Here is a 26,451-nt window from a genome sequence, read left to right as displayed (position 1 = left end):
GCACTGCCTTCGGTGCCCTTCTACGCCGCCTTCGCCCCGTCCTGCGCCGTCCCGGCGCCGTCCTGCGCTGCCTTCGGTCCCCTCCTGCGCCGCCTTCGACCCCCTCCTGCGCCGTCCTGGCGCCCTCCTGCGCTGCCGTCGCTGCCCTCCTGCGCACCTCATTATGTGTACTGCGTCACAATTGTGTGGCTCCTGCGCCGCCCCCGGTGCCCTCCTGCGCGCCCCCTTTGGTGTCCTGCGCAACCAGCGTTCGACGCCTGCGCACCGCCGCCACCCCTCCTGCGCCGCCTCGACCCCCTCCTGCGCTGCCCCGGCCCCCTCCTGCGCACACCGAGATGTGGGCTATGCAACCCTTTGCGGCACCGTACCAGGCCGCGAGGTCGTCCGGGACCACGCGGGGCTTCCCGCAGCGCTCCTCCTCCGCCGCGATGCGCCTTGCGAGCGCTCCCTGCGCGCCGTGGAGCGCTCTCGTGCGCCGTTTGTACACCGTGCTGAGGGGTATCGCTCTCGTCGCGGCGATGTCTCTCATCGGGATCTCGTGGACGTCGTGCTGCACCAGCACCGAGCGCAGCTCGAACGGCAATCCCAGGACGAGTGATCTCAGCAGGCGCCGCCGCTCCGCCTCGAGCAGGAGATCGATGGCCGTCGCGCCGCCGCCCGCCTTGCACAGCTCCGCCGGATCCGTGATGACCTCGTACCGCTGAGAGGCCTTCTCGTGGTAATGCGAAGCCAGGTTCACCGCGATGCCGTTCAGCCAGCGCGAGACCGAGCCACGCGAGGGGTCATAGCTGCCAAAGCTCATGAGGGCCGCCAGGAACACATCCTGGCTCACGTCGCTCCGATCGCGCTCGGGCACGCCGAGCTTCCCGAGCCACCTGTGAACGCGCCGGACCGTCTCCTCCTGAAACAGATGGTGGAACGAGTGCGCCCGGTCGCGGTCTGACGCAGGCCTCACCGCGTGCTGCAGAGATGCAGGCCGAGCCGTCGAATGCGCCGCGAGGTACGGAGCGCCGAAAGTGCTCGGACGAGCCGTCCTGGCGTGTCGCCCCACAGGGGCCGACGCTTCGGTGAAGACGCATGTTCCGACACAACGCACGATCGCCCCGCGCGGGGGCAGCGGCAGGAGCTCCATGGCTCGCCTCCGAGTAAAACGTGAATGCTCCGCGCAAACCCTCGTCCGCACGCAGACACGACCGCTCCTGAGCGCGCGTCCCTCGGCGCGCGACACCCGATCAGGAGACGATCAACCTCTGAAGGCGGCGACCAGGAACCACCGTGGTCCAGCGCCGCCTTCCGTCACGAAGGCCACCTCGCGCCCGGCGATGGCCTACTGCGCGGTTCTCACCTGAGCTGGTCCAGCAGCGCTTCGCGTTCACCCGCCAGGCGGCCACGCGGGAATCTGCGCCCGTGCTCCTCCAGCAAGCGTCGCGCCTCGACGAGCGACGCGGTATCACCGGCCACCACGGCCGTCCGTGCGCGGGCGATCAGACCTCGCTCGCGGGAGTCGATCTCCGGGCGCTGCGCCGCTGGCTGGCCAGTCGGTCTGGCGAGGGCGGCAGGGGCCGTCAGCGCCTCTTCCAGCGCCGGAAGGGCCGTCAGCACCTCTTCCAGCGCCGGAGGGGCCGTCAGCGCCCCGTCCAGCGCCGGAGGGGCCGTCAGCGCCCCGTCCAGCGCCGGAGGGGCCGTCGGCGCCCCGTCCAGCGCCTCACCCCCACGCGCCGGCGCGGCGGGGTCCCCGGCCTGCGCGGTCGCCGGCCTGGTCGTCCTCCTGCTGGAAACCACGGTGGCCATCGAGCTGCTGGAGACCACGGCGGCCATCGAGGTGCGGAGAGGCTCGACGGGCTCCCTCGGGTCCACAAGCAGCGGGCCGAGCACCGCCACACCGGCGATGGCGAAGCCTCGCGCCAGCGAGCGCGCAGAGCCGCCTGGCCGCCAGGAGCGCCGCTCCAGCAGCCACGGCGGGAAGAGCACGGCGCGCCGCCGGCGAGCGCCGCGACCTCGTTGCCCCGCTTCCCAGCGGGCCGCCGCCTCCTCGAACTCCTCCCAGGCCCGCCGCAGGCGGCTCCGCGCGGTCTCCAGCGGGATCTCCTGCTCCCGGGCGACGTCGGCGATCGGCCGCTCCAGGAGCTCGCACGCGACGAAGACCACGCGGCCTCGCTCGCCGATCTGGTCGATGAGCTGCCGCACCAGCGCGGCCTCCTCGCGCGCGATGGCGTGATCCTCGGGAGTCCGGCGCTTGTCGCAGAGCGCCGCCTCGTCGAGGTCCGCGAGCGCCTCCTCGCGCCTGCGCGCCGCCCGCCGGTGATCGCGGGCCGTGTTCAGGACGACGCTGTCGCGAAAGGCGCCGGGGTTCCTGGCCGATCGGGCCTGCTCTCTCCGCTCCCACAGCCGGATCATCGCGTCCTGCATGACGTCCTCGAGGTCCCGGGAGGGCACCCCGACGTAGGCGACGAGCGACTTCACGCGCGCGGGCGGATGGGGGGTCGGCGTTGCTCGGTCCACGATCCAGCAGACGATCCTGGCCCGGCCGGAAGGTTCAAGAATCGACCGCGGCCACGGAAGGGGGTGGGACAGGCAGCGCCACAGTACACGAGCGCGACGAGGGAGACACGGACCCGGCGAGATACCCTCCCTCGCGGATCGCCGCTCCAGGCTGCCAGGGGAGCTGAGCCGTCGCCGAGCGCCGCCGTGACCCCCCTTCCCTGTTCAGGCCTCTGACCTCTGGTCCCCGGCGATGAAACCACGGCATTACTTCATCGACGCTCCAGTTCTCTTTCACTTCTTGATCCGATGCCGACTCTGGCCGTCTTGAACGCCATCGTGAACGAGAACGCCCAGCGCTTCCGCAGAATGGGTGGTTGACGTGGGCCCGCGCAGAGGAGTATTCACCGAGCGGTGTGCCGCGCGCGCTGCGCCTTCGTGACGTGCGTCTTCCTCGGATCCGTCGCGGCGCTGGAGGGCGCAGCGGGCGCGCGGGAGCCCCAGGCGGTCTCGGGCCCGCACGAGGCATCGACAACGGCGAATCCGCTGCGCCTCGCCCGGCAGGCGCGCGATGCCGGACGATGGGTCGAGGCCGAGGCGGCGTACGAGCTTGCGCTGAAGGCGGCCGACGCGGCGTGGACGACCGACGCGGAGCGCGCCGAGATCGCCGCGGAGCTCGGCCTGTGCGAGCTCGCGCTGGCCATGTATCGAGACGCGGCCGACCACCTGGCGCAGAGCTTGAGGCACCGTGACGCGCTCCGCAGCGGGCTGGCGAAGCGGGCCGAAGAGGGGTTGAAGAAGGCCGAGAGCCGGGTGGTGACGTTCTACCTGGGTGTGAGCCCACCGGACGCCCAGGTCTTCGTCGATGGCAAGCCGCTGGGGCGCCCGGCGCCGACCTACGAGCTGTTCCTGGAGCCGGGGCAGCACACCGTGCGGGCGCGGCTGACGGGCCACACGGAAGCGGTGAGCGCGTTCGAGGGGCAGGCCGGCAAGGACAGCTCGCTGACCCTGAAGCTGCCTCGCGCGCCGGAGCGCGGCGAGGCAGGCGGGGGCGGCGCGCCGGCGGCGGTCGGGGGCGGCCCGGCGCGGCCGGGGGATCCGGCGGCGCGGCCGGCGGCGCGGGCGGCGCTACCCCTGACGGAGCTGCGGATCGGGGGCGCGGCGCTGGCGACGGCGGCGCTGGCGGCCGGCACGGTGTTCCTGCTGCGGGCCCATGTGCTCGACGGCAACATGGCCGAGCGCGAGAGGGTGTTTCGCGGGCAAGGCTGGACGCCGACGACGTGCTGGTGGCCGAAAGCGCCCTCGGCCTGCGGAGAGATCCACAACGACCTGGCCGAGCGGGATCTGTTCGCCACGATCGGCAACGTGGCGCTGGCGACGGGGGCGGTGTTCGGGATCGCGACGGCGGCGTCGTTCCTCGCGGAGGGGTGGATCCTCGACGAGGCGCCAGCCCGCGGAGGCGTGCAGGTGGTGCCGAGCGCGACGGGAACGCAGGCGGGGCTCGTCCTTCAGGGCGTGTGGTGAGGCGAGGAGGGGCGATGGGGATGCGCGAGGGGCGAGGTCGAGCAAGGCTGCGTTCGGTCGCGCTGATCGCGCTCGGCTGCGGAAGCGCCGCGGGGGGCGCCGGCTGTTACTACGCCGACGACTGCGCGAGGTCGTTCACGTGCCATCCGCTCCCCGGCGAGACGCCGCCGGTGCTGCCGGCGTCGCCGTGCGACGGCGATCCCGCGACGAGCTCGGCGAAGGACGGGTGCGGGGTGTTCGTCGCGCGGCGCGGGAACGACGCGAGCGACGGGACCAGGGAAGCGCCCGTGAGGACGCTGCGGCGCGCCGTGGAGAAGGCGGCGGAGCCCGGCGGGACGCGGCGGGTGTACGCGTGTGCCGAGGACTTCGAGGAGGCGGTCACGCTGCCGTCGGGCGTCGCGATCTGGGGCGGCCGGGACTGCGGCGCGGAGGCGTGGACCTGGGGGGGCGTGGAGAGCTTCACCGGGATCGCGCCGGCACCGGAGCAGGTGCCGCTCGTCGTGGAGGCGCGCCAGTCGAGCATGACGTCGGTGGTGTTCGGCGTGCGGCTCGTGGCGGCAGATGCGATCTGGCCCAGCGGGTCGTCCGTCGGGATGATCGTGCGCGAGGGCGCGGCGGTGGAGGTGGTGTCGAGCGAGATCCTGGCGGGGAACGGGGCCGATGGGGCGGACGGGGAGAGCGCTCCCCAGGACACGCCTTGGCGGGCGCCGGATGGGGCGCCCGGCCACCCAGGCGCGCCCGGGTGCTTGGCGGACTGGACCGAGGGCGCGCCGCCGGCGGTGACCATTTGCGAGGACGGGGCCACGTCCATCGGCGGCGCGGGTGGCGACGGCGCCGTCGCTGCGGGCGGCGACGGCGAGCCAGGCGCGCCGGCGCCGGGGCCTGGCTCGATCGACAACGGCGAACGAGGAAAAGGCGGGGCGATGACCTGTACGACCGGCAAGAAGGGCGGCGATGGGGAGCCCGGCGCAAACGGGGTCGGAGGCGGGGCGGGCCTGGAAGAGCCGCTCCGTTACGGAAGCATCAGCGCACACGGCTGGCAGGGGTTCTCGGGACAGAACGGCCAGAACGGGGGGATCGGCCAGGGAGGCGGCGGCGGGGGCGGTGTCGGACCGAACGGCCAGTGTCGCGCCGTGGATCCTCAAGGCGGACCATCCGGCGGTTCGGGCGGGGGTGGCGGCTGCGGGGGGCGTGGCGGCCGGGGGGGCGGCCACGGGGGCGGTAGCTTCGGCATCGTCGCCCTGCACGCTCACGTCCTGGTGGACAAGACCACCATCATCACCGGCAATGGCGGTCGCGGCGGCAACGGCGGGAGGGGGCAAGACGGTGGCGGGGGCGGGCCACGCGGCCCCGCTGGAGCTATCCCACTCTCCTCCTACTTTGCCTGCGAGGGCGGGTTCGGCGGCACCGGAGGCAAAGGCGGCCATGGCGGCGGAGGGCTCGGTGGCAATTCCATCGCCATCGCTCGCGTGGACAGCAGCGTCGACCTCACGGAGAGCGCCGACTGGGCCTTCGGAGCAGCCGGCGCTGGTGGGCTTGGCGGCGAACGCGATCCGAGCGACATGACAGCGAACGGGGCGAGCGGCAAGACCGCCCCGCTCTGGGATTTCCCCGAGCTGGTTGTGCCGCCCCGATAGCGGATTTCGCACGGGGATGACCATGGAGAGAGGATCATGAAGATCACAACCGCTGCATGGATCCTTCTGCTGTCCTCCCCGGCCACCCTGGGGTGCGGCACGGAGCCGTTCACCCCACCGTGCGCGGAGGGGGGCACCTGCGATGCCGAGCCCTCGGAGGAGGCGTGCCTCGAGGGCCTCGCCGCATTGCGTGTGCAGGCCGGCTGCGGGGTGTTTGCCAGCGAGATATGGGGAGACGACGGCAATCCCGGCACGATGGACAGGCCGGTGAAGACGCTCGCCCGCGCGATCGAGCTCGCGCCACGTGCACGCGGGCGGGTGTTCGCCTGCGCCGCCGGCTGGTTCGCCGAGGCCGTCACGTTGCCCTCCGGCGTCGATCTGTGGGGCGGCTTCACTTGCTGGTCGAGATGGAGACACTACACGGAAGGGGCGACCAACAAGCCGGCCATCGTCGTTGCATCGAACGCCGGAGTTCCATCGGGCCCCCGAGGTCCCGCGATCACGGTGGTGGCAGCGCAGGCCGACAGCGAGGTGGCCACCGACGGCGTATCCACGATCGTGGACATGCGCCTGCTCGCCGAGAGTCCACTGGAGACGAGCCGCGATGTCGTCGCGATGAGGCTCCAGCCGGGTGCGGTCGTGGAGGTGCTTCGGAGCGAGATCCGGGCGGCCGCCGGCCTGACGGGCGTGCACGGCGCGGACGCGGACTACGTTGATCCGCTGCCAGCGGACGGGGAGATCGGCGCCATCGGCAAGGACGCTTGCTCGGCAGCCACCGTGACCGGCGGGGCTACCGTGATGACCGTGTGCGGCGACCTGATATCGACCGGTGGCAGAGGGGGCGACGGGACGCCGGACCGCGGTGGCGACGGCGAGGACGGGAAGCCGCGGTCAACCCCGAACCCCAGCGACGCGGGCCTGGGCGGCGCGGGCGCAAAAGACGGCGCGCCTTGCGAGGACGGTCTCCGCGGGGGAGACGGCGCGCCGGGCGCGCCGGGCGCCGCCGGCCAGGGTGGACGCCTTACCGAGGCCGGGTGGGAGGGCGTGCCCGGCAGACAAGGCGGCACGGGAGCGCCCGGCCAGGGGGGCGGCGGCGGCGGCGGCGTGCCGGGCGGCCGGAGCGCCTGCGGCAACGCGGCGCTGGGCGGGGCGTCGGGCGGCTCGGGCGGCGGCGGCGGATGCGGCGGCTCGGGCGGCCGCGGCGGCGGCGCGGGCGGCGCGAGCATCGCGATCTTCGCTCAACCGGGCAGCAAGCTGACCCTCCGGGAAACGCGCGTCATCACGGGATCGGGCGGCCCCGGAGGCCGGGGCGGCGAAGGCCAGATGGGCGGGCAGGGCGTGCAAGGAGGCCCTACGGGACGGGCGCCGGCCACGGGAGGCGAGTACGCCTGCCGAGGAGGCTACGGCGGCTGGGGCGGCACGGGCGGCTACGGCGGCGGGGGCGCCGGCGGGCCCTCGATCGGCATCGCCTATGCGGACGACGAGCAGCTCACCTTGGATCGCATCACGTTCGAGCTCGGCCCAGGGGGCCCGGGCGGCATCGCGGATGTCGAGGACGAGATGCGCGACAAGGCGAACCGAGGCAGCGACGGGTTCGCTGCCGAGACGATGCGCTTCGCGCCGTAGGGTCTGCGCCCGGGATAGCCGCCCGCAACCGCTCCGCCTTGTCCGAGCGGGAGCAGGGTAGGACGAGCGAGAGGCGCTTGAGCTTGTCGCGCGCGACCGGTCATCGTGCAACGAGAGCCATCTGACCGCCGACCGCACCGTCAGCCGTGACGAGGCGAGTTGCGCAAGGTGTACCTCGTACATCAAAGCGACATACCCAGGCGCGATCAGCGTCGTACGCGACAGCGCCTCCAATGGTCACCGGTGGTGCGACCAGCGCGTATCGCGGTGTCGGCCGGATCGAAACGAGCCCAGGCGACCCAACGTCTGCCGATAAGCCGCGGGCACGTAGCGCCCGTAGGATCCATTGGTTTGTAGGGCCACCTTTCACTGGCCCGCGAAATCCGAAGAAATCCGACCTCCAGTTGGGCCCCAGGTGGCGGCGCCACGCGCTGCCATGGGGCCACCGTGCTATCCGGCTTAGTTTCCTCGCGAGATCCCATCGAACCGCGTCGGCACGCACGCCTGCAAGGTGCGCCCCGCATCGCCTCCACGCCGCCCCACGACACCGTCCCTCATCGTCCTCATCGGTTCTTACGGGACGGCCACCGCGCGAGTTCTCTCCCACCTGCGTCAACGTAGCGAACGCCGCCGAGGCGAAGCAGTTCCTCCTCGTCGAGCTTCGTGACGATCATGGCCATTTGACCGACGAAGCCGCCGACGAGGCGCTCGAAGTCATCCATGTTCCGGTGTGAGATGTGAACCGGGCCCGCGCCCCAATCTGCTCCCTTGTACTGCTCAACCTTGCGCGCGCTCGCGTCGTCGAGATTGAACGAGACGCCGTCCCCCACGGGTTCCACACGAACCACGAGCGGCGTGCTGTCTCGCAGCGGGCGCGAAGGCAACACTCTGAGGAGGCGGAGGATTCCGTCGGAGAGGTCATCGAACTCCTGCGGGAAACGAGCGTGGAGCGCAAAATCCGCGTTGCAATGGACGGCGAAGCTCGCGTTGGCATGCACGAGCGGGAGCCGCTGTCCAGCCAGGCTGCTCCGGACCCCGTCGAAGAAAGCCTGCGCGTCGTGTACACTCGGGTTGTCTTCTACTGACACGAAGTCGATAAACGCCGAGACACGGTTCCCTCCAGGCTTGATCGCCGTGTCCAGCGCGACGAGCTCCCCAGGTTGGTCACGAGCTCTCAGAACATCAATGGTTCCGTCGCTCCGCGTCGGCGGCGGTGCGGCCCGGCGGTAAAAGTAGAGGTTCAACCCGACCTCACCTTTGTGGGTATTTACACGATGAGCAGCGATGAAAATCATGCCACCATCTCCACGCGATCATAAACAACATCCAACGTCACGGGGGGCGAGTCGTACTTGTCGCCCTCCTCGCCGATCGAGCCCGCGATGAGCCCCTTCAGAGGCACATCGAGAAGATCGAGAAGGCTCTGTACACCGAAGATCCCACCTTCGACGGGCGGATGCCGCATGAGGAGTTCGACGATCGCGCGCTCGGACAATAGCACCTCCGCTTCAACCTGGACGCCGGGTTCCACGCGGATGACCAGCACCGTCCCCTCTGCCGCGCTCCGGGCGGCGGCCCAGAGCGCCTCCAACTGTAGTTCGGGCACAGAGAGCAATCGCACGAACGCTTCTTCGTCAATCCGTTTCCGTAGCTCAACCAGGCCATTTTCGACATCTCCCGCGAACTCCGCGGCGTCGCTCACCGTTGAAAGGACGACTTGGTCCCCTTCCAGTCTCGTGAGCACGTAGCCGAGGGGAGGGCCGGGATCTTCGAGGACTTGATGATGGTAGCGTCCGGTCCAGCGTGCGATTTGAGACAGTGTGGGCGTCGAGTCCGCCGACTCCACGAGGCTGGCCGACCAGAGTTCGATCGGCGGGCCGACGCGCACCTTCTGCCCGGGAGATACGATAGCCGCTGCCCCGAAGAAATCCGCGACCTCCTCTGCCAAATCGCTGAGCCTATCGATCGGAAAGCGCTGTGCTGCCGTGCTCATCGCTCGACCTCCTTTTCATCTTGAACCACGTCCACGCCCAGGTTCCACGCCCCTTGTCGGTCGTTACGTCCTCGAAATCTTCGAAGAGGACGCTCCGCTTTCCTCTCGTTTCATGCGGATCCGCGACTCGCAGGTAGACTCGTCCGGATTTGGAACTGTATTCGCCGACAACGAGAACGTAATGACCAACGGTCCTATTAAGGTACATGTAGAGAATCTGAACGGGCCGCTCGGCCGTGGCCTCCGCCAGTAGCCGCTCCCGATCGAGAGGTTTCTCGATGCAATGACACCCGACTCCGAGTGTAATGTAGAGATTCTCCACCTCTGCCGTCGGGCACGGGTGATTGCACGGACCGGGGGAGGCGCAGCAATCCACTCCGAAGCGTTTCCCTGCGATCTCGCATTGAGTGAGAGCCGGCGCGACACCGAGGCATTGAAGCACCATCTGGGCACACGCAGCCCAGCACCACATCGTCTGCTGTTGGGCCGCGTAGACGTCCGCCAACCGGGCGCCGCCGGAGGCGGGGACGATCGCGGAGTGCCCGGGGTGGTGGAGAATGCTCACTGGCATTGCTCTCGGGAGTTGAACCTGGGCATGCTGCCTTGCCAGCGGCGTAACGCGGCCTCCTGCTCCCCGCCAGAGTTTTCCGGGGAGTTCGCACCGCCGTGGGCAGACGAGCCGTTGAGCTTGCCCTTGAGCCACACTCCACGGAGGCCGGGCTCGAAGAGCTGCTGCGCGAACGGGGGATACTCTGTCTTGCCTGTAATCTGCGGCTCCACGAGACCAGCTCCTCCAGAGCCCGCTGTATGGGCTCGCGCAGTGCGCTCCAGATAATCCGAAAGTACACCTCCACATGCTCCCGGTCGAGTCGTTCGAGCGCGGCGAGCGCGGCCTGGACCGCCGCGAGGCCGTTCGGTCCGTTCCCGTGCACCATCGCCATTCCCGGCCGGCATTCGGATACCTGCGGTCCAGGGCGTCGGGGAGGGCCACCCAGCCGACGCCGGCGGGCGCCGCGCTCATGTGAAACCGGTGAGCGCGCTCGGTCGCGGGCAACTCCCGGCCGCGATCGACGGGTTCCGCCGGGCGCTCACGCTCGCCACGGCCCGTGGCCTCGCTCCATCGGACCCCGCGCCCCTCCGCGGCCTCGCCGCCGTCGTGCGGTACCCTGATCGCGACGATCGCGCCGTCGAGTTCCTGACCCCGGCGCTCGAGATGGCCCCGGAGGACGTCGAGACGCTCGTCGCCCTCGCCGATGGGCACCTCGCGCGCGGCCGCATCGACGACCTCGAGCGCTGGGCGCGCGCCGCGCTGGAGGCCGAGCCTGAGCACGCGGGCGCTCGTCCTCATGGGGCACGCGTTCGTCCGGCGCGGGACGTGAGCGGCGCGCGCGAGCACGCGGTCTGGGCGCTCCGCACCGACGTGAGCGATCCGGACGCACTGAGGCTCCTCGCCGTCATCAAGGCGCGCGAGAGCTTGCTCCTCGGCCTCTGGTCCCGGGTGAGCTCGGTGCTCGCGGGGCTCGGTCCGAGCGCGATTGCTCGTCCTCCTCGCCGCGGATGTCGCCCCAGGACCAGCCGCTGCGTTGACGGCCCCTCCGGTGGACGCTCTCCGCGACGGGAACGTCCACCGCGCGTCGTGGGCTCGGGTCACGTGAGCGCAGCCGGACAGCAGGCCTCATCCGCTGTCGTTGCTCGGCCCTTCCGGCGGCCCCTCGGGCGCGTCCCATCCTCCGGGAGGCTCTTCGATTCCCAGCGCCGCGAGGAGATCGCGGGCGGCCTCCGAGACGTCGGCGGGGACATGGGGCCCCGGTTCCCACGCCGACAGCAGCGCGCGGAGCCTCCGGGCGGGAGCGGCGAATTTTTGATGATCAAGCTCCGCTCCGAAGGCGGACAGGAGCTGGTCCAAGTGCTCGACCAGGTGCTCTCGCGACGGCCACGGCGTCGCCTTGGCCCACAGGCGCGGCGAGGCGAGCGCGCCGGCGATGTTCACGACGCCCGCCACCGCCTGGGCCAGCCGGGCCGCCTTCTTCGATGCATCGCTGTAGCTCCGCGACGCGGCCGCGGACGCCGCTTCGGGCGGTGGCTCCGTGCCGTACGTGTCGCGATCGATCGCCCGGACCTGGTAGCCGTCGTCGTTCTCCCAGCCGCAGGCGGGCTCCCGTACGCCGAGGGAAAGCACGAATTGCCGGGTCGCCTCGTAAACCGCCTGCGGGATCTCCTCGCCTTCTCTCCAGGTGAGGACCGCCTCCCGGAGCTCCCGCGCTCGCTCACGGGGCTGCTCGAGCGGGAAGTACGCGATGTAGTCGTCGGCCGCCTGGAGGACTTCCGAGCGCGTCGGTCGGCTCACGAGCGTCGACAGGCGGCGTGCCGAGGTCATCTCACGCAACAGGTGGAACGCGTTGTCGAGGGCCTCGCCCTCCTTGTCGTCAGGGTTCGATGTTCGACGGATAGCGCGCGGCTCTCGCGGTTGGGTAGGCTTCACGGCATCGTATCTCCTGCTCACGGATACGGCATACAGACGGGTCCGAAGTAGATGTTTCTGAGTGCCGAGATTGCGCCGGCACCGACGGCGACAACCTCGGGCGGCGAGGTCCCGGTCTTGACGCAGACATAGGAGCACCACGATCGTATCACGACGTTCTGCAGGAGCTCGTTCACGAAGTCCGGGCACGTGGGGCACTTCGCCTTCCCGCAGTCGTTGATGATGCAACGATGACTCATAGCAGGTATGTAGCCCTGCTGGCAGCGTGGCTGAGGTTTGCAGCCGTAGCCTTCCTCGCACTCGTACTTTGGCATCACCGTATACGCGAGCGTCGACGGTTCAATGCCCGTGAGCCACGCCCGCGCCTGCTCCATGGCTCCAGGCGCGTACTGCTCCAGAAGCGCCCTGAGGGTCTCGTCGTCAATCGCGGCCGGATCGATCTGCGCGGACTCGACCGCGCCGGTGAGCGCGCACGTCATGTTCCCGGCCAGGGCTGAGGCGAACGCCAGCTCCTCTGGATCGATCTGCGCGTAGGCATCCTCGCCCAGCTGCTGCTCCTCCGGGCTGACGCCCGTGCCCTCGTCGACGGCCTCGCTGCCGCCCGTGCCGTCGTCGACGGGACCGCTGCCGCCCGCGCCGTCCTCGGGGGCGCTGTCCCCGTCGCCGGAGCCAGGCCACGCCCCGTCCCCATCCCCTGGACCCACCCGGATGACGCATCCGGGGACCACGGCATACCCGGTCAGCCCCACGAGCACGACCGCCACAAGCCCTTGAGCCGCGCGCTTCGCCATCTCACCCTCGCTGAACCATGGCAGGCGGCGTTCCGCCACCAGCAAGCTGTCGAGGCGCGTATCATGCGCGCTTTCGCACTACAACCGAGCGGCAAACGAGGTGCCGGCAAGCCGCGCAGCGCCCCGACGGCCGAGGGCACACCGGCGAACCGCAGCGGCGCCAGCCTGAGCGGCGCGTGCCCGAAGAACGGCGCCCGGTGCGAGCACGGACGCGATGGGCAAGGTGGTGCCCGGGCGAGCCCGACGCTCGCGGCTGGCGGCCAAGGTGGACGCCTCACCGAGGCCGGGTGGGAAGGCGTGGCCGGCAGCCAGGGCGGCACGGGAGCGGGGAGCGCCCGGCCAGGGGGGCGGCGGGGGCGGCGGCGCGCCGGGTGGCAGAAGCGCCTGCGGCAACGCGGCGCTGGGCAAGCGCGTCGGGCGGCTCGGGCGCCGGCCGCAAGGGCGGCCACGCCGGCGGCAAGGGCGGCGCGAGCATCGCGATCTTCGCCCATCCGGGCAGCAAGCTGACCCTCCGGGAGACCCAGGTCATCACGGTCAGGGGCGGCGCCGGAGGCAGAGGGGGCGAAGGCCAGTCCGGCGGGGTTGGCCTGCAAGGAGCCCCACCGGGGCGACCACCGCCCCATGCTCGGCGGATATGCCTGCCGCGGAGGCTACGGCGGGGACGGCGGCACCGGCGGCTACGGCGGCGGGGGCGCCGGCGGGCCCTCGATCGGCATCGCTTATGCCGACGCCGAGCAGCTCACCCTGGATCGCGTCACGTTCCGACCGCACCGTCAACTGTGGCGAGCCGAGTTACATAAGGTGTACCTCGTACATCAAAGCGACATACTCAGGCGCGATCAGCATCGTACTCGATAGCACCTCCGATGGACACCGGTGGTGCGATGTAACGACTTCCCGCCCCCCAACGGCTCAGCTGCACGGCCCGGCTTTTCGGGCCGGGTCAGCTGCAGCCAAGGGTTCGGCCGTCTGCTCGTCCTTCCAATAAGTCGAAACGTCGTTCCCCCACAACAACCCGCGCCCGGCAGCGGTTGCCATCCCGGCGACGGTGCGGAGGAACGCGAGGCTCAACTGCTCGAAAGAGTACTGCGGGGGAGCCTCATACCCCCCGTCCCGCCGGAAGCCCTCCATCGCCGCGAACGACGACTCGAACCGGGGCAGGTCTAGCCCCCGGAGGTGCGCGTGGAACGCTTCCGTCTCACCCGCGGTCAGCCAGCCATGGATGCCATCCGAGTTGGCGAACTGGTAGCCGACCACGAAGCCTCGGTACTCCAGCTTCCGGAGGCAATCGAACACCGGGTGTTCGAGGCTGAAGCCCGCGGCAACCAGGGTATCGGAGTACCACAGCGGGCTGACCGTCCGCCCCAGGAACTGCCCGAGCCCGAGGCATTGATCGACGACGCACGCCTCCAGAAGGAAGTTGAAGTCCGCCGCCGCCGGCGGCTGCCGCGATCGGTGGAGTGGGCAGAGCTCCCTTGCGGGACAGGTGGCGGATGGGCAAGCCCGCGGCTCCCATCTGTACGACCATTGATCGACCCCCGACGCGGCGAACGAGAAGTCAGTGCCGAGATAGTCGCAGACATCGTCGAAGGAGAAGCCGAGCCCCCGGATGCGGGGGAAGTCGAACTCCCAAACACTGCCAGCAAGTCGGCGGAGTAAATGGTCGAGCCATCCGTCGGCCCCACCAGTCTGGACGAAGCGCCGGAGAGCAGGGAGGACGCGCTCCCGATATGCCGCGTCATCGAAGATGTAGGCTACGGCGTCTGATCCCATCTTCCTCAACTGCCTCCTGCGGCCGAACGCCCTGGGAACGAGCTGCGGGCGCCGAAGGCGACCGTCACTCTCCATTCCCTTGTTGGGCAGCATCAGGCTCATCTCGGCCGAACAGTAGCAGAGCAGACTCCTTGCTATCCGTAAACCGCAACAGACGAGCAGCCATCGGCGCCAGGTCTCCGAAGTCTCCGGTCGTCAAGAGATGATTCGCCGTCGCGAAGTCGGCAGATTCACGAGCGACGTTGGTCTGCTGGTAGGACCCGCAACTTGGAATTCGACTTCGAGCGGACCGACCGCGGTCGGCACAGTAGCACCGAGCGCCCGCAGCAGATCCACGAGCAGGGACGCTCCGCCTGCGGCGAATGCGGTTCCGAGGGCATAGGTCACGCGGTCCTCGCCCTCGCGCTGCGCCACAATGAGAAAAGGATTGGGAACCACGGCCATCAGTCTGCCCCCTTGTCGGAGTCACGTAGGAGTCCTGAAGCGCGTCCACGACCTCGGGCCTCAAGCGCCCGGACTGAGCGGCAAACCAGACCACGACGTGCGTATCGAGAAGCCACCTCAGGGCTGCCCGTCTCCCTCGAATGCTCGACGAACGTCGTCGGGAAGAGGGGCGTCAAAGTCGTCTTTGAGCTGGATTCGTCCACGCAAGCCACCTGCAACCGGGGCGACAGGCGCAGACGGCTGCGCCTCCCCGAGAGCAATGAGCTCGACGCGCTGACCGCGGAGCGGCGAAAGGGCAGGCAGGACGCGGACGACCGTGTCGTCCACCATCCCATGCATCTTGAGGGCCTGCATGCATCACAGGATGCGCCACCGGGCGCCGGAGGTCCATCCTTCGCGTGCGGACAGACGGAGGCGCCGGTGAAATCCGTGGCGCGAGGGCGGCATGGCTGGAGGCGAGCCGGGCGTTCGCCTCTCGATCGAGCTCAGGCGGGAGGACCGGCGCCTGGTCGAGAGGCGGCTGTGCGCTGGGCTCGACCGCATCCCACGCTGGGTGGGGCAGCTCCCCCGCGTCGATGGACCGGCGGTGAGGGCAACCTCCCCTGACCGATCTCGAGGGCGAGCCAGCTCGTGGGCTCATCGGCCTGCGAGATGGTCAGACCGACAGCCTCACCAGACGCAGCTGCCGCCCGAGATGTGCTGGCCCGACTCGCAGCAATGGATGATGGTCGAGCCCGTGTCCCGCTGGGTGCAGGAGTGCGAGCCGGGGATGCTGCTGCCCGTGCACTGGAGCCCCCACCCGCACTTCGGGACGCACGTGTTGTTGACGAGCCCGTACCCCGAGGGACAACAGTAGATCCTCGGGCCCGCAGAGTACTGTTCGCAGTAGGTCGCGCCGCTCGCGAAGCCCCACTGGCACACGAGCCCGCTGCCGCACACCGACAGCTCGTCCGCGGCCTCACCCGTCGGCTCCGCCGCCGGCTCCCCTACCTCGGCGGCCACCCCCTCGTCCGCGATCGGCTCGTCCGCGGGCGGCGTGATGCAGCCCATCGAGGCCGCCAGGACTCCGGAGATCGCCAACAACCCTGCAGTCATCATCGTGCGCATGAGATACCTCTCTGTTGGGGGAGCGCGCCTGCGCTCCCGGAGCTCACAGCGATACGCCGGCGCGGCCAGCAGGCTTCACGCCCGCTCCGCGCGGCGACGCCAGGAGCGGAGAGCAATGCGCGGGCCAGTCCGAGATGTCGAGAGATGCAGCGGAGCACGGGGCGCGCCGGAGCGACTCGGCAAGAATTGCGTAGCTCTCTTCGAGAAGAACGCAGATGTTGCCCTGGCGAGGCAAACGTTGCTCAGCGCGGCGCTGGGCGGGGACCGCGGCAGCGACGGGGCAGACGGGATCGCGGGCCTGCTCCGCGGGATCTTCGGTTCCGACCATGCAGCGCTCGCCGTGTCGCGCCGCCGCCCGCGCCGGTGATGCGCCGTCGGGGTCCCGGCAACCTCGGGCGGGCTCCCGGGAGATGGCCGGCGGCTCTGCCCAGCCGGAACGAGGGGTGGGCGATCGCTTGCCAGGGGTGCGATCACCGCGACAACGGGCCTCTGGACCGCCGAAGCGGGTCTGGGGATGGCGCGACGGGGGTCGCGTAGGTCCCCAGACCCCCTGCGCGGTGCTCCAGACCCCCTGCGCGGTGCTCCAGACCCCCTGCGCGGTGCTCCAGACCCCCCTGTGCGGTGCTCCAGACCCCCTGCGCGGTGCTCCAGACCCCCTGCGCGCTGCTTTCGTCCAGCCGGGGGAGTACCACGAGCACCTCCGCCTGCGCTCGGGCGTGAAGCTGGTCGGCGCGGGCGCGACGAAGACGGTGCTCGACGGACAGGGGCTGGGCGAGAACCTCATCGACTACACCGGCGCCCAGAATGCCGTCGTCCGGGGCTTCACCCTGCGGAACGTGGGATCGGCGGGGGATTGCTCGCGTGACGTGCTGAGCTGCTCGGGCGACTGGTACGCCGCCGCCGTCTACGCGGACGGCCACAGCGTGGGTAACTGGGAAGACTGCGAGCGTCCGTCGCTGCTCCTCGCGCAGAACATCATCGAGGGCAACGAGATCGGCGTGATGCTCTACTTCCACGCCCTCGCCGTGGTCCGCAACAACGTGTTCCTCCACAACAAGCATGGATTCGTGGGGAGTCACCTGCAGGATCACGCGGTCGTCGCCCAGAACGTGTTCTATGAAAACCGCGAGCACGCGATCGCCGCGGACGCCGCGGAGCTCGACGTCCTCAACAACGTGATCGTCGCGAACGGCGCCGCGCTCGAGCAGGAGCACGTGCAGCGCGGGCGCGTGCGGTGCAACGTGCTCTTCGAGAACGAGCGGCCGGGCAACGTGATCGTGCCCGGTCAGGACGGGAACATCGACGCTGACCCGATCCTCGCGGATCTGCTCGCGGGCGACTTTCACCTGAGCGACGGCTCGCCGGCGCTGACGGCCGGCTGCCTGGGCGAGGACGGCGCCGAGCACGTCGCCGCGGGCGCCCACGGCGGGGCGCTGGGCGCCTGGTAGCGCCGGAGAGCTGCCGCGCCAACTGGCGCACATCGCTGCGATGCCGGTATCCTACCAGGTTGCCAGGCTCACCTCATGTTGGCGTCGGGGGTGGACCTCGTCGAAGGAGGCCCTCGCGCTCGGCGCGAGCTCCCGTCTCGGCGCTCCCCACATGGGCCTTGGCCGGCGCCGCTCCTTCTGGCACGCTCTTCGTGGTCTCCTCGCGGCGGCGTCCTCGCCGGCGATACGCCCGCTCGCTCGCCAGAGCGCGGCGTATCCAGCCGGGATCCGCGCGCCCGTGGGAGCGAAGGTGGGGGCATGCAAACAAGCGTCGTTGTCGAGAGGGCGATCCGCTGTGCCGCTGTGCTGCTCGCGATCGCCGCGCTCGGCGCGTGCGGCGCGGAGACGCCGCCGTATGAAGACCTGCCGCTGCGCGACGCGCTGAGCGCCGCGCCGGAGGTCCTCGCGGCCTTGCCCGAGGAGGCGCTCCGCGACATCGGCTCGCGGCTGGAGGAGGCGCACGGCGCGACGGGAGGAGAGACGGCCATCGCCGGCGCGGAGATCGCGAGCGTCCCGGCGCTGGTCCGCAGCGCGGACGCGACGCGCGAGGAGCTGGGGGAGGACGCGATCGTCCTCGGCGCGCTCGAGCCGTCCGCAGAGGGGTTCGTGCTCCGCTCCCTCGTCGCGGAGCGCGGGCCGGAGGCGCCGCTCGATCGGCCGAACCCCGCGCCGAACCCCGCGCCGATCCTCGCGCCGATCCTCGCGGGAGAGCCCGCGTCGCCCGAGACAGCGCAGCTCGAGGAAGCGGCGCTCGGCGGCCGGGCCGGCGTGATCCTGGCGGAGCTCGCGCGGCGCGCGGACGCGCGCGACCTCATCCGCGTCACCGGGCTGCCCGCGGGCGTGGTCGCCCGGGATCGCGCGGTGTACGTGAACGCGGCGTGGCTTGTCGCGCTCGGCGCCCTCTCGCCCCCGGGCTCGCCCGCGCTCACCGGTCCCCCAGGCGACGCCGTCGTGATCACCGGAGGACCCCGGATCGAGCCGCGATCCGTGGAGTTCAACCCCTACCACCTCCCGGGATCGGTCGCCGAGTGCGCCGCCGACGTGCGGGACGTGTGCACCTGCGCCGTGGCCGCGTCCTGTGATCACGAGCGGACCGATCCGACGTTCGCGGACGCGCAGGCCGAGTGCTCCTGGGTGAACGCCGGCGCGCTGAACGGCGAGGCGCTCTGCGTGCTCGCGCTGATGAGCATCGAGGGGGTGAAGGAGTGCGTCTACTCCGCGGGCAGCGGCGCCTGCACCGCGCTGCCGATCGCGGGCCGCGACGGCGCGCTCGCGTTCGCCGCGGACGACGGCTGCATGGCGGTGCTCGATCGCTGTCTCCAGTTCGGCAGGCCGACCGTCTCCGCCGGCGTCCCGAGCGTCCCCTCCGGCGGCACCACGGAGTCGGACGGCTGCGGCGGCGGCTGCAAGGGCTGCAACGAGGACGTCTCGGGCTGCAACGACAACTGCAGCGACTGCAACCAGAACTGCAGCGACTGCAACCAGAACTGCCGCGACTGCAACCAGAACTGCAAGGACGGCGATCCGTCGGCCGGCAGCGGCTCGAGCACGAGCTGCAGGGTGAGCGCCGGCAGGCGCGACCTGGAGGGGGGCCGCCCGGGCGCGCCGCCGCCGCTGGGCGCCGCGTTCTGGCTGATCCTGCCCGCGAGCTACATGCTGCTGCGCATCCGGAGGCGGGCGTGAGCGGCGCCGTGATGCTCTGGCTGGAGCGCCACGGGCTGCCGCCGTGGCTCTCGCCGACCTACGCGGTGATGGTCGCCGTCGCGGGGCTCCTCGGGGCGATGGCGTTCTTCTGGCTCGTGCGCCGGGACCAGGGTGATGTCGCCGTCGAGGGCCGCGCGCTGCTCTCGGGTTACGTCGCGGCGCTCCTGGGCGGCTATGTCTTCGAGGCGCTGCGCGCCGCGCCCGAGGCGCTCGCGCGGGGCTCGTGGGGTCCGGTGCTCCACGCCGGCCGCGCCGCGTACGGGGGCCTCCTCGCGGGCGTCGTCGTCGCCAGCCTGGTCCTGCTCCATCACCGCGCGCCCCTGCGCCCGTTCCTCGACCGGCTCGTGCCCGGGCTCGGCATCACCTACGCCTGCGTGCGCACCGGGTGCTTCCTCGCGGGGTGCGACTATGGCCGTGTCACGGCGGGCGCGCTGGGCGTCCGTTTCCCCGCCGGCAGCCCGGCGGCGATGGATCACGCCGCGGCCGGCTGGGTGCCCCTCGGGGCGCCGAGCCTGCCGGTCCATCCCACGCAGCTCTACGAGGCGGCGCTCGGCGCGCTGGCGAGCGCGATCGCCGCCGTCTGGCTCGTCCGGGGGCACCGGGACGGCCGTGCGTTCGGGACCTGGCTCGCGCTCTACGCCGCGGGGCGGTTCGTCATCGAGCTGGTCCGCGGCGACGCCGGGCGCGGCGTTTACGGCTGGCTCAGCACCGCCCAGCTCGTCTCGCTGGCGCTCATGCTCGGCCTCGCGGCGGTGGCCTTGCGCGCTCGCCGCGGGCGCCGCGCCTCGGCGGCGGTGCCAGCGCTGCTGTCGCTCGCGTCCCTGGGCCTCGCCGCCGGTGACGCCGCGGCCCAGCCTGCGCCCCGCGCGGCGCCGGCGGCGGCTCCGCCCGCGGGCGCGAGCTCGGCGCCTGCTCCGGCGCCGCCGCCCGCGGCCTCCCCGTACCCGCCGCCCGCGGGAGGCGCCCCGGCGCCCTATCCGTACCCGCCAGCGGCCGGCGGATACCCGCCGCCCTACCCCTACGCGCCGCCTTCAGCGGGCGGATACCCGGCACCCTACCCGTACCCGCCTCCGGCCGGCGGGTACCCACCGCCCTACCCGCCTCCGCCCGGCGGGTATCCACCGCCCTACCCGCCTCCGCCCGGCGGGTATCCACCGCCTTACCCGCCTCCGCCCGGCGGGTATCCACCGCCCTATCCCTACGCGCCGCCTCCGGCCGGCGGATACCCGCCCTCCTACTCTCCCCCGCCCGCGCCTGCCGCACAGCCGCCCGCGCCTGCCGCGCAGCCGCCCGAGCCCACGCCGGATGCGCCGGCGAAGGCCGCGGCGGCGAGCCCCGAGGTGAACCATCAGGCGGAGGCCAACGCGCGCCGGATGGCGCTCTCGCTCGGGCTCTCCGGCTACTTTGTCCCGGCCCGTTTCGCGGTCGAGGACGGGGTGTCTCTCGATCTCGGCGCCGTGGCGCGCCTCCGCGTGAGCGACACGAACCGCTTCGAGATGGGCATCGAGCTCCGGGGCCTCTTTGCTCCCGACGCCGACCAGTTTGCGATCGGCGTGCCGCTCCGGCTCGTGATGGCGGTCGGCTCGCACGTCGAGATGTCGGTCGGGATCACGCCGGGCTACCACCGTATCTTCTTCGAATCCCCCTATTTCGAGAGCGCCGGCGCCCTGGGCGCCCGCTTCGCGTGGGGGATCCAGTTCCCGGTCGGATCGCACCTGTTCGTCGGTTTCTCTCCCGCGAGCTTTCTCGTGCTCGGATCGAACGATGTGGACACGCTCGTCGCGTACGAGCCCGGGCTGTGGATCGGCACCGGATTGCTCTGAGGAATGTAGCAGCTCGATCTGCTCATCGAGCCTGACGACGAGCTTGCGCTCGTTGTCGGCATGATAAGGCGCTGCTCCTTGCGGGCATGGCGGGCGCCCAGGACACCGAACAGGTTGAAACCCCGAGAAAATGAACCACAGAGGCACAGAGGCACAGAGTTTTTTTGGGCTGTTCCTCTGTGTCCTCTGTGCCTCTGTGGTTCAAATCTCTTCATTTGCTCCAGGCGCGCTCGACTCTCGTCGCGACGATCAGCCCTGACGACCAGCAAAGCTTGGTCACCGCGAGGTGCTCACGCCGCTCGAGGGTGGCGATCAGCTCCGCCACCTTGGGCGCATGTCCATCCGGCCAGTTGGGCTGAGGGAGCAGGTCGTCGATGATGTAGAGGCCGCCGGGCTTGAGCAGGCCCAGCGCCTCCTCGAGGGCGTAGAACTTGCCAGGCCATGTATCGGCGAAGATGAAGTCGAACCGTTGCTCCTGGACCGAGCGCAGGAAGGCCTCGCCATCCATGTTCTCGAGCGTCAGGCGGCGGTCGCCGCCGAGGTGTCGCCGCGCCACGGCCTGGACCTTCCCGTCGCTCTCCACGGAGGTGAGCGTGGAGCGAGGATCCATCCCATCGAGGATCCAGCACGTCGAGATCCCCGTGCCGGTGCCGAGCTCGAGAAAGGCGCCGGACTTGGCGGCTGCGAGCGTGCGCAGGAGCGACCCTGTCTGCCTGTCGCTGGCCATCTTGAAGCCGATCTCGGCGCTGGCCCGCTCGATCGCGTCGAGCAGAATAGGCGGGTTCAGGTGCTCCAGGTCTTTCATGAGAGGTTCCTTCTTCGTTCGAGCGGGCGCTACCCTACAGCATGCGCTTGCGCGGCGCGGGGCATTTTGGACCAGGCACGGAGCGCGGTCTTGCCAGCGGCGCGAAGGGGCTCAGGCCGCTGTCTTTCGCGCGAGGATGTAGATGCGCCGGCTCTGGTGCTCGAAGTCGTACGGGGCCCGTTCCAGGCACTCCTCGACGGCGAACCCGGCCGTCTTCAGGTATCCCGTCATCTCGTCTGGTTCGAAGAAGGTGAAGTCCACCGAGACGGCTTGTTCCCACCAGCTGTCGAGGTGGATGACCTCCTGGCCTCCGTGTCGTGGAAGAACGTCTCCACGTACGTCCCGGCCACGCGATCATAGCTCTCCTTGACGCTCATCGCCCCTCGCTGTCCGTCGCGCCCACCGTCCCCCTCCTCCCCCCGTACCAACCGAGAGAGCCAGCGGTGGAGGGGGTGCGGCGCGGGGGGGCGGCGGGGCAGGCCCCCACAAACCCCGAGCGCCGGCCCGCACCGCAGCGACTCCCCCCCAGATCTCTCCCCCCCGTTCCCATGGCAATAGCCACCAAAAGGCGCGAGTTTGTGGGACAGCCCCGCCGCCCCCCCGCGCCGCACCCCCTCCACCGCTGGCTCCGTCGCCCCCGCCCGGGCCCTGCCCTAAGCCACCGCGACCTGGTCGAACCTCTCCGCGACCGCGTGCCGCCCCTCCGCGTCCCGCGCCGTCCCCGGCCTGAGGATCTGCACCGTGCGCATCCCCGCCTTCGCCGCCGCGTCCAGCTCGGCCGCCACATCCGAAAGGAACAGCACCTCTCCCGCCCGCACCCCGAGCGCCTCCGCGATCTTCTCGTAGGCCCCCGGCTCCCGCTTCGGCCCGGTCGTCGTGTCGAAGAACCTCGTGAACAGCCCGGTCAGATCCCCCGCCGTCGAGTGCCGGAACAGGAGCTCCTGCGCCTCGACCGATCCGGAGCTGAACACCGCCAGCGTCATCCCCAGATCTCGCCACCTCCTCAGCGCCGGCTCCACGTCCGGATAAACGTGGCTCCGGAGCCCGCCCGACTCGTACGCGCTGCGCCAGATCTTCCCCTGCAGCGCCTTGAGCGACGTCTCCTTGCGATCCTCGTCGATCCACGAGAGCAGCGCCGCCGCGAGCTCCCCGTCGCTCACGGCCGCCGCGGAGACGCCCCGCTCCCGCGCGACCGCCCCCCGCGCCGCCTCGACCTCGGGGCTGCCGGCGTGCGCGGACACGTGCGCGGCCAGATCCCTGCGCGCCACGGAGAACAGCGTCTCGTGGACGAACCGCACGTCGGTCGTGGTCCCCTCGACGTCGACCAGCACCGCGCGCGCAGGGACCGCGGCCACGCTCACGCCTCCAGGCGCGGGAAGCGCGACGCGATGTCCGACCCGGTGTGCTCGGCGACCCACCCCCTCGGGTCGGAGAACCAGCGGATGCAGGTGAACGAGGGCGCCGGCCCCATGTCGAACCAGTGCCGCGTCCCAGCCGGAACGCTGATGAGGTCGCCCTTCTCGACCAGGAACGAGAGCACGCGCTCGCCCTGGTGGATGCAGAACAGCCCCCGCCCCTCGACGAAGAAGCGCGCCTCGTCCTCGGTGTGGATGTGCTCGTCGAGGAACTTCCGCCGGATCTCCCCGTGGTTCGGGGTGCTCGGCCCGACCGAGATCACGTCCGCCGTGACGAACCCGCACGCCTCGGAGAGCCGCTTCACCGGGCCAGCGTACGCCTCGAGCACCTGCTCCGGGGACGTCCCCGGGGGCAGCGGGCGCTCGGCGGACCAGCGCTCGAAGCGGATCTGCGACGCGGCGGCGACGCGGGCGATGTCCTCCAGCGTCGTGTACTCCTCGGCCTTCGTCGGATCGCTCTCCCGGTAGACCCGCAGCAAGCTCATGAGATTCTCCCTTCCAGCAGCGCGCAGTCGAGCATGAACTCGAGCGCCTCGATATGGCGGCTCGTGTCGACGATGTCCGCCCCCCACGTGTAGAGCCCGTGGCCGGCAATGAGGTAGCCGTGCACCGGCGGGTGCGCCGACATGAACGCCTCGACGTCCTCGGCCAGCTTCTGGATGTCCTGCGTGTTGACGAAGACGGGGAGGAGCACCGTGTCGTCGTGCGTCGTCACCCCGGAGAGCGCCTTGGCCACCTCGTAGCCCGCGAGCGTCACGTACCCCTCTTGCGCGCACCGGCGCGAGAGCACCGTCGCGGCGCGCGAGTGGGTGTGCGCGACCGCGCCGACGCCGCGGGAGCGCCGGTAGAGCTGGCAGTGAAGCGCCGTCTCGGCCGACGGGCGGCCCGCCGACGGCCCCGTCAGGCGGCCGTCCATGTTGACGACGACGATGTCCGACAGGACGAGCGCCCCCTTGGGCCGCCCGGACGCCGTGATCGCGAGCGTCTCGTCGCCGAGCCGGGCGGAGAAATTGCCGCTCGTCGCCGGCGTCCAGCCGCGCTCGTGGCACCACCGAGCCAGCGCGATGAGCTCGGTAGCGACCGAGGAGAACGATGAAAACGACGTCCCGCGCGCGCTCACCGCGCGAAGATACCAAAGGGACCTCGGCCGATCAACGCGCCCGCCCCCCGGGATCGAGCCGGGGAGTCCAGGGATCGCCCGCGGACCGCGCCGCCGTCCGCGCTGCTCACGGCGCCGGCAGGCGCTCGGCCTCGCGCCGGCCGGCGCCGTCCCGCGCGCCGCGGAGCAGGCCGGCCCAGAAGCCGAGGCCGTGCGCGGCGTGCAGCGTGGGGAAGATGCCGCAGAGCAAGGGGAAATCGCGCGGCGAGCCGCGCCGCGCGAGCCGGAGCGACTCCGCCGCGACGAGCGCGGCATAGGCGAGCGACGCGAGCGCGAGCGCGGGGCGCACGGACGGGAGGAGCGCGGAAGCGAGCGCGAGCAGCGCGAAGGCCGTCACCATGCAGAACGGCAGCATCGGCCGGAGCGACAGGAGCCGCCCGCGGCAGCGCAGCGTGCGCGCGCGCCCCATGCCGTAGGCGAGGTACTGCCGCGCGAGCGCCGCGAAGGACGACCGCGGGTAGTAGTGAGCGACGATGTCCCGCGACAGGTAGACCGCGCCGCCGGCCTCGATGATGCGCTGGTTCAGCTCGGCGTCCTCGTTGGTGATCGCGGCCGGATCGTAGAGGCCGGCGATCTCGAACGCCTCGCGCCGGAAAGCCCCGTTGAACACGGACTCGACGAACCCCTCGCGCGACGGGTCCCTGTAGGCGGAGCCGCCCACGCCGAGAGGGCTCGAGAGCGCCGCGCAGAGCGCCCGCTGGAAGCCGTTCCGGTGGCGCGCCCGCGCGGCGCCGCCCGCGTTGAGCGCGCCGGTCCTGCGGAGCGCCGCGACCGACGCGGCCACGTAGTCGTCGGCGTAATCGGCGTGCGCGTCCATCCGGACGATCACCTCGCCTCGCGATCGGCGAATGCCGATGTTCATCGCCGCGGCCTGGATCCGGGCGGGGTTGTGGAGCAGCGTCACCCGCGGCTCGTCCGCCGCGACGCGCGCGACGATCTCCCGCGTCCTGTCGAGCGAGCCGCCGTCGACCACGAAGATCTCGAGGAGATCCGTCGGATAACGCTGTCGGAGGGCGCAGCGGAGGACGTCCTCGATGTAGCGCTCCTCGTTGTAACAGGGAATGACGATGCTGCACCGCGGCCGCTCGGCGAGCGGCCGCAGCGTGAGACGCCCGCCTCGCGGCGCGCTTGCTGCTGGATTCATGATCTCCCTCCGGCCCTCCGCGGGCCGGATAGACCCGCCGCCTGGCCTCGCGGGAGGCCGATACAAGCGAGGTGCCAGGACGTATGGCGGGGTCGACCGGAGCAAACTGCACTGCGCGGGAGAGCCGGGATCGCGGGTGAGCAGGCGGCTGGGCCCGGGCTGCACACCGGCGGGCGATCTCTTGCCGAGCTGCCCCGGCGGCGCGTGTCAGGGTCCTGGAGCACGTCGGACGAGCCCCAGCCAGAACGTCCCGATGCCCTCCACCGCCGCGAGGAAGCTGTCGAGCTCGGCGGGCTTGGTCACGAAGCAGCTCGTCGCGAGCGGTCGACGGAGCGTGCTAGAAGCGAGCGTCATGCGTCGCTTCGTCGTGGTTGGGCAGCGGGCCACGGCCTCGCCCGATTTTTTGCTCGTCGACCTGCCGGGGACGAGCGGTCGGCTCGACGTGCTCCTCCGCTGCGTGCGCGCGGCGCTCCTCGTGTCCCATGGGGTGCGCCGCGATACCGTCGTTTACCTCGTCCTGCTCGGGGGGCCGCGCGCGCCGAGGACGCTTCGTGTGGAAGGGGAGGCGGTCCGCTTCCTGCGTCCGGATGAGCGGCACCTCGCGAAGACGGTGCAGAAGGCGCTCGCGACCGCGTCCGACGGTGAAGGATTCGTGCCCATCCGCGCGGGTATCGCGCTCGCCGACGGCGGGATCGAGGCGGTGCTCGCCGATCTCGGGCCGATGACGCCCTACGTGCTCGAGGAGGGGGCCACCGATGTCCGCGAGGTGCCGTTCGACGCGCCAGGCCCGGTGTTCTTCCTCGGTGATCACCTGGGCTTCGACGACGTGACGCGCGCGCGCCTCGCCTCCGTGTCGGCCACGGCGGTCGGCGTCGGACCGGTCAGCGTCCACGCGGATGACGCCGTGGTGATCGTGTGCAACGAGCTCGATCGCCGTGACGCGCGGGAGACGCAAGCGACGTGAATGTCGCAGGCGGCGCAAGAACGTAGCTCATCAATCCAGGGTGGATGAGGTCGAGTTCATCGGTTGGGAGGCAGCTGGACCTGAGCGACGCG

Annotated in this window: 22 protein-coding genes; 7 read left to right on the top strand and 15 right to left on the bottom strand. The window is 71.1% G+C overall.

The window, feature by feature from the left end; translation table 11 throughout:
• Positions 1–175: 175 nt before the first annotated feature.
• Positions 176–955, bottom strand: coding sequence for an RNA polymerase sigma factor (locus tag WME85_RS10490; protein ID WP_437837457.1), 780 nt, complete (start codon positions 953–955; stop codon positions 176–178).
• Positions 956–1,341: 386 nt separating this feature from the next.
• Entirely contained in the window at positions 1,342–2,502 is a 1,161-nt protein-coding gene (locus WME85_RS10485) for an RNA polymerase sigma factor (protein WP_437837456.1), read from the bottom strand.
• A 393-nt stretch (positions 2,503–2,895) separates the two neighbouring features.
• On the opposite strand from WME85_RS10485, the gene WME85_RS10480 reads away from it, so the two are divergent.
• From WME85_RS10480 to WME85_RS10470, 3 genes are read left to right on the top strand one after another with little or no spacing between them, the layout of a single operon-like run.
• Complete coding sequence (locus tag WME85_RS10480; RefSeq protein ID WP_437837455.1) at positions 2,896–4,005, top strand: PEGA domain-containing protein; 1,110 nt, start codon at positions 2,896–2,898, stop codon at positions 4,003–4,005.
• A 14-nt stretch (positions 4,006–4,019) separates the two neighbouring features.
• Entirely contained in the window at positions 4,020–5,642 is a 1,623-nt protein-coding gene (locus WME85_RS10475; RefSeq protein WP_437837454.1) for a hypothetical protein, read from the top strand.
• Positions 5,643–5,678: 36 nt separating this feature from the next.
• Complete coding sequence (locus WME85_RS10470) at positions 5,679–7,268, top strand: hypothetical protein (RefSeq protein ID WP_437837453.1); 1,590 nt, start codon at positions 5,679–5,681, stop codon at positions 7,266–7,268.
• A gap of 563 nt (positions 7,269–7,831) precedes the next feature.
• On the opposite strand, the gene WME85_RS10465 is transcribed toward WME85_RS10470, so the two are convergent.
• The 6 genes from WME85_RS10465 to WME85_RS10440 form a co-directional block, all read right to left on the bottom strand.
• On the bottom strand, positions 7,832–8,563 hold the full coding sequence (locus WME85_RS10465) for a hypothetical protein (protein ID WP_437837452.1): 732 nt from the start codon (positions 8,561–8,563) through the stop codon (positions 7,832–7,834).
• On the bottom strand, positions 8,560–9,261 hold the full coding sequence (locus WME85_RS10460; protein WP_437837451.1) for a hypothetical protein: 702 nt from the start codon (positions 9,259–9,261) through the stop codon (positions 8,560–8,562). Before WME85_RS10460 ends, WME85_RS10465 begins: the two co-directional genes overlap by 4 nt.
• A gap of 1,675 nt (positions 9,262–10,936) precedes the next feature.
• A complete protein-coding gene (locus tag WME85_RS10455) occupies positions 10,937–11,743 on the bottom strand; it encodes a hypothetical protein (RefSeq protein WP_437837450.1) in 807 nt (268 codons plus the stop codon).
• A 17-nt stretch (positions 11,744–11,760) separates the two neighbouring features.
• Entirely contained in the window at positions 11,761–12,534 is a 774-nt protein-coding gene (locus WME85_RS10450; protein ID WP_437837449.1) for a hypothetical protein, read from the bottom strand.
• A 912-nt stretch (positions 12,535–13,446) separates the two neighbouring features.
• Entirely contained in the window at positions 13,447–14,400 is a 954-nt protein-coding gene (locus tag WME85_RS10445; protein ID WP_437837448.1) for a hypothetical protein, read from the bottom strand.
• A gap of 1,020 nt (positions 14,401–15,420) precedes the next feature.
• Positions 15,421–15,858, bottom strand: a complete 438-nt coding sequence (locus tag WME85_RS10440) for a hypothetical protein (RefSeq protein ID WP_437837447.1) — start codon at positions 15,856–15,858, stop codon at positions 15,421–15,423.
• Positions 15,859–16,415: 557 nt separating this feature from the next.
• Between WME85_RS10440 and WME85_RS10435 the strand changes: the two genes are divergently transcribed.
• The 3 genes from WME85_RS10435 (at position 16,416) to WME85_RS10425 (ending at position 20,872) form a co-directional block, all read left to right on the top strand.
• The gene (locus WME85_RS10435) at positions 16,416–17,306 is read left to right on the top strand and encodes a right-handed parallel beta-helix repeat-containing protein (protein ID WP_437837446.1); all 891 of its coding nucleotides are present in this window, start codon (positions 16,416–16,418) and stop codon (positions 17,304–17,306) included.
• A gap of 297 nt (positions 17,307–17,603) precedes the next feature.
• Entirely contained in the window at positions 17,604–19,028 is a 1,425-nt protein-coding gene (locus tag WME85_RS10430; protein WP_437837445.1) for a hypothetical protein, read from the top strand.
• Positions 19,025–20,872, top strand: coding sequence for a prolipoprotein diacylglyceryl transferase (locus WME85_RS10425; protein ID WP_437837444.1), 1,848 nt, complete (start codon positions 19,025–19,027; stop codon positions 20,870–20,872). Before WME85_RS10430 ends, WME85_RS10425 begins: the two co-directional genes overlap by 4 nt.
• A gap of 211 nt (positions 20,873–21,083) precedes the next feature.
• Here the strand turns inward: WME85_RS10425 and WME85_RS10420 are convergent, their stop codons facing one another.
• From WME85_RS10420 to WME85_RS10390, 7 genes are all read right to left on the bottom strand, one after another.
• The gene (locus WME85_RS10420) at positions 21,084–21,677 is read right to left on the bottom strand and encodes an O-methyltransferase (RefSeq protein WP_437837443.1); all 594 of its coding nucleotides are present in this window, start codon (positions 21,675–21,677) and stop codon (positions 21,084–21,086) included.
• A gap of 111 nt (positions 21,678–21,788) precedes the next feature.
• Positions 21,789–21,938 (bottom strand): hypothetical protein, encoded by a 150-nt coding sequence (locus WME85_RS10415; RefSeq protein WP_437837442.1) that lies wholly within the window; start codon positions 21,936–21,938, stop codon positions 21,789–21,791.
• 392 nt (positions 21,939–22,330) lie between these two features.
• Entirely contained in the window at positions 22,331–23,032 is a 702-nt protein-coding gene (gene mtnC, locus WME85_RS10410) for an acireductone synthase (protein ID WP_437837441.1), read from the bottom strand.
• A gap of 2 nt (positions 23,033–23,034) precedes the next feature.
• On the bottom strand, positions 23,035–23,577 hold the full coding sequence (locus WME85_RS10405) for a 1,2-dihydroxy-3-keto-5-methylthiopentene dioxygenase (protein WP_437308966.1): 543 nt from the start codon (positions 23,575–23,577) through the stop codon (positions 23,035–23,037).
• On the bottom strand, positions 23,574–24,212 hold the full coding sequence (locus tag WME85_RS10400) for a methylthioribulose 1-phosphate dehydratase (RefSeq protein ID WP_437308965.1): 639 nt from the start codon (positions 24,210–24,212) through the stop codon (positions 23,574–23,576). Before WME85_RS10400 ends, WME85_RS10405 begins: the two co-directional genes overlap by 4 nt.
• A gap of 106 nt (positions 24,213–24,318) precedes the next feature.
• The gene (locus WME85_RS10395) at positions 24,319–25,395 is read right to left on the bottom strand and encodes a glycosyltransferase family 2 protein (protein WP_437837440.1); all 1,077 of its coding nucleotides are present in this window, start codon (positions 25,393–25,395) and stop codon (positions 24,319–24,321) included.
• 207 nt (positions 25,396–25,602) lie between these two features.
• Positions 25,603–25,749, bottom strand: a complete 147-nt coding sequence (locus WME85_RS10390; RefSeq protein WP_437837439.1) for a hypothetical protein — start codon at positions 25,747–25,749, stop codon at positions 25,603–25,605.
• On the opposite strand from WME85_RS10390, the gene WME85_RS10385 reads away from it, so the two are divergent.
• The gene (locus WME85_RS10385; protein ID WP_437837438.1) at positions 25,748–26,359 is read left to right on the top strand and encodes a tRNA (pseudouridine(54)-N(1))-methyltransferase TrmY; all 612 of its coding nucleotides are present in this window, start codon (positions 25,748–25,750) and stop codon (positions 26,357–26,359) included. The two genes, WME85_RS10390 and WME85_RS10385, sit on opposite strands and share 2 nt — an antisense overlap.
• Positions 26,360–26,451: the final 92 nt, after the last annotated feature.

The organism is Sorangium sp. So ce1153 (genome assembly GCF_051521595.1).
GTDB lineage: Bacteria > Myxococcota_A > Polyangia > Polyangiales > Polyangiaceae > Sorangium.
Note: the sequence above shows the minus strand (reverse complement) of the source record. Positions and strands in the feature narration are given on the sequence as shown.

Coding starts and splice junctions, on each gene's coding strand:
- WME85_RS10395 (WP_437837440.1), bottom strand. CDS start 25,395: ATGAATCCAGCAGCAAGCGCGCCGCGAGGCGGGCGTCTCACGCTGCGG.
- WME85_RS10390 (WP_437837439.1), bottom strand. CDS start 25,749: ATGACGCTCGCTTCTAGCACGCTCCGTCGACCGCTCGCGACGAGCTGC.
- WME85_RS10465 (WP_437837452.1), bottom strand. CDS start 8,563: ATGATTTTCATCGCTGCTCATCGTGTAAATACCCACAAAGGTGAGGTC.
- WME85_RS10440 (WP_437837447.1), bottom strand. CDS start 15,858: ATGCGCACGATGATGACTGCAGGGTTGTTGGCGATCTCCGGAGTCCTG.
- WME85_RS10470 (WP_437837453.1), top strand. CDS start 5,679: ATGAAGATCACAACCGCTGCATGGATCCTTCTGCTGTCCTCCCCGGCC.
- WME85_RS10405 (WP_437308966.1), bottom strand. CDS start 23,577: ATGAGCTTGCTGCGGGTCTACCGGGAGAGCGATCCGACGAAGGCCGAG.
- WME85_RS10460 (WP_437837451.1), bottom strand. CDS start 9,261: ATGAGCACGGCAGCACAGCGCTTTCCGATCGATAGGCTCAGCGATTTG.
- WME85_RS10450 (WP_437837449.1), bottom strand. CDS start 12,534: ATGGCGAAGCGCGCGGCTCAAGGGCTTGTGGCGGTCGTGCTCGTGGGG.
- WME85_RS10420 (WP_437837443.1), bottom strand. CDS start 21,677: ATGAAAGACCTGGAGCACCTGAACCCGCCTATTCTGCTCGACGCGATC.
- WME85_RS10385 (WP_437837438.1), top strand. CDS start 25,748: ATGCGTCGCTTCGTCGTGGTTGGGCAGCGGGCCACGGCCTCGCCCGAT.
- WME85_RS10475 (WP_437837454.1), top strand. CDS start 4,020: ATGGGGATGCGCGAGGGGCGAGGTCGAGCAAGGCTGCGTTCGGTCGCG.
- WME85_RS10445 (WP_437837448.1), bottom strand. CDS start 14,400: ATGCTGCCCAACAAGGGAATGGAGAGTGACGGTCGCCTTCGGCGCCCG.
- WME85_RS10430 (WP_437837445.1), top strand. CDS start 17,604: ATGCAAACAAGCGTCGTTGTCGAGAGGGCGATCCGCTGTGCCGCTGTG.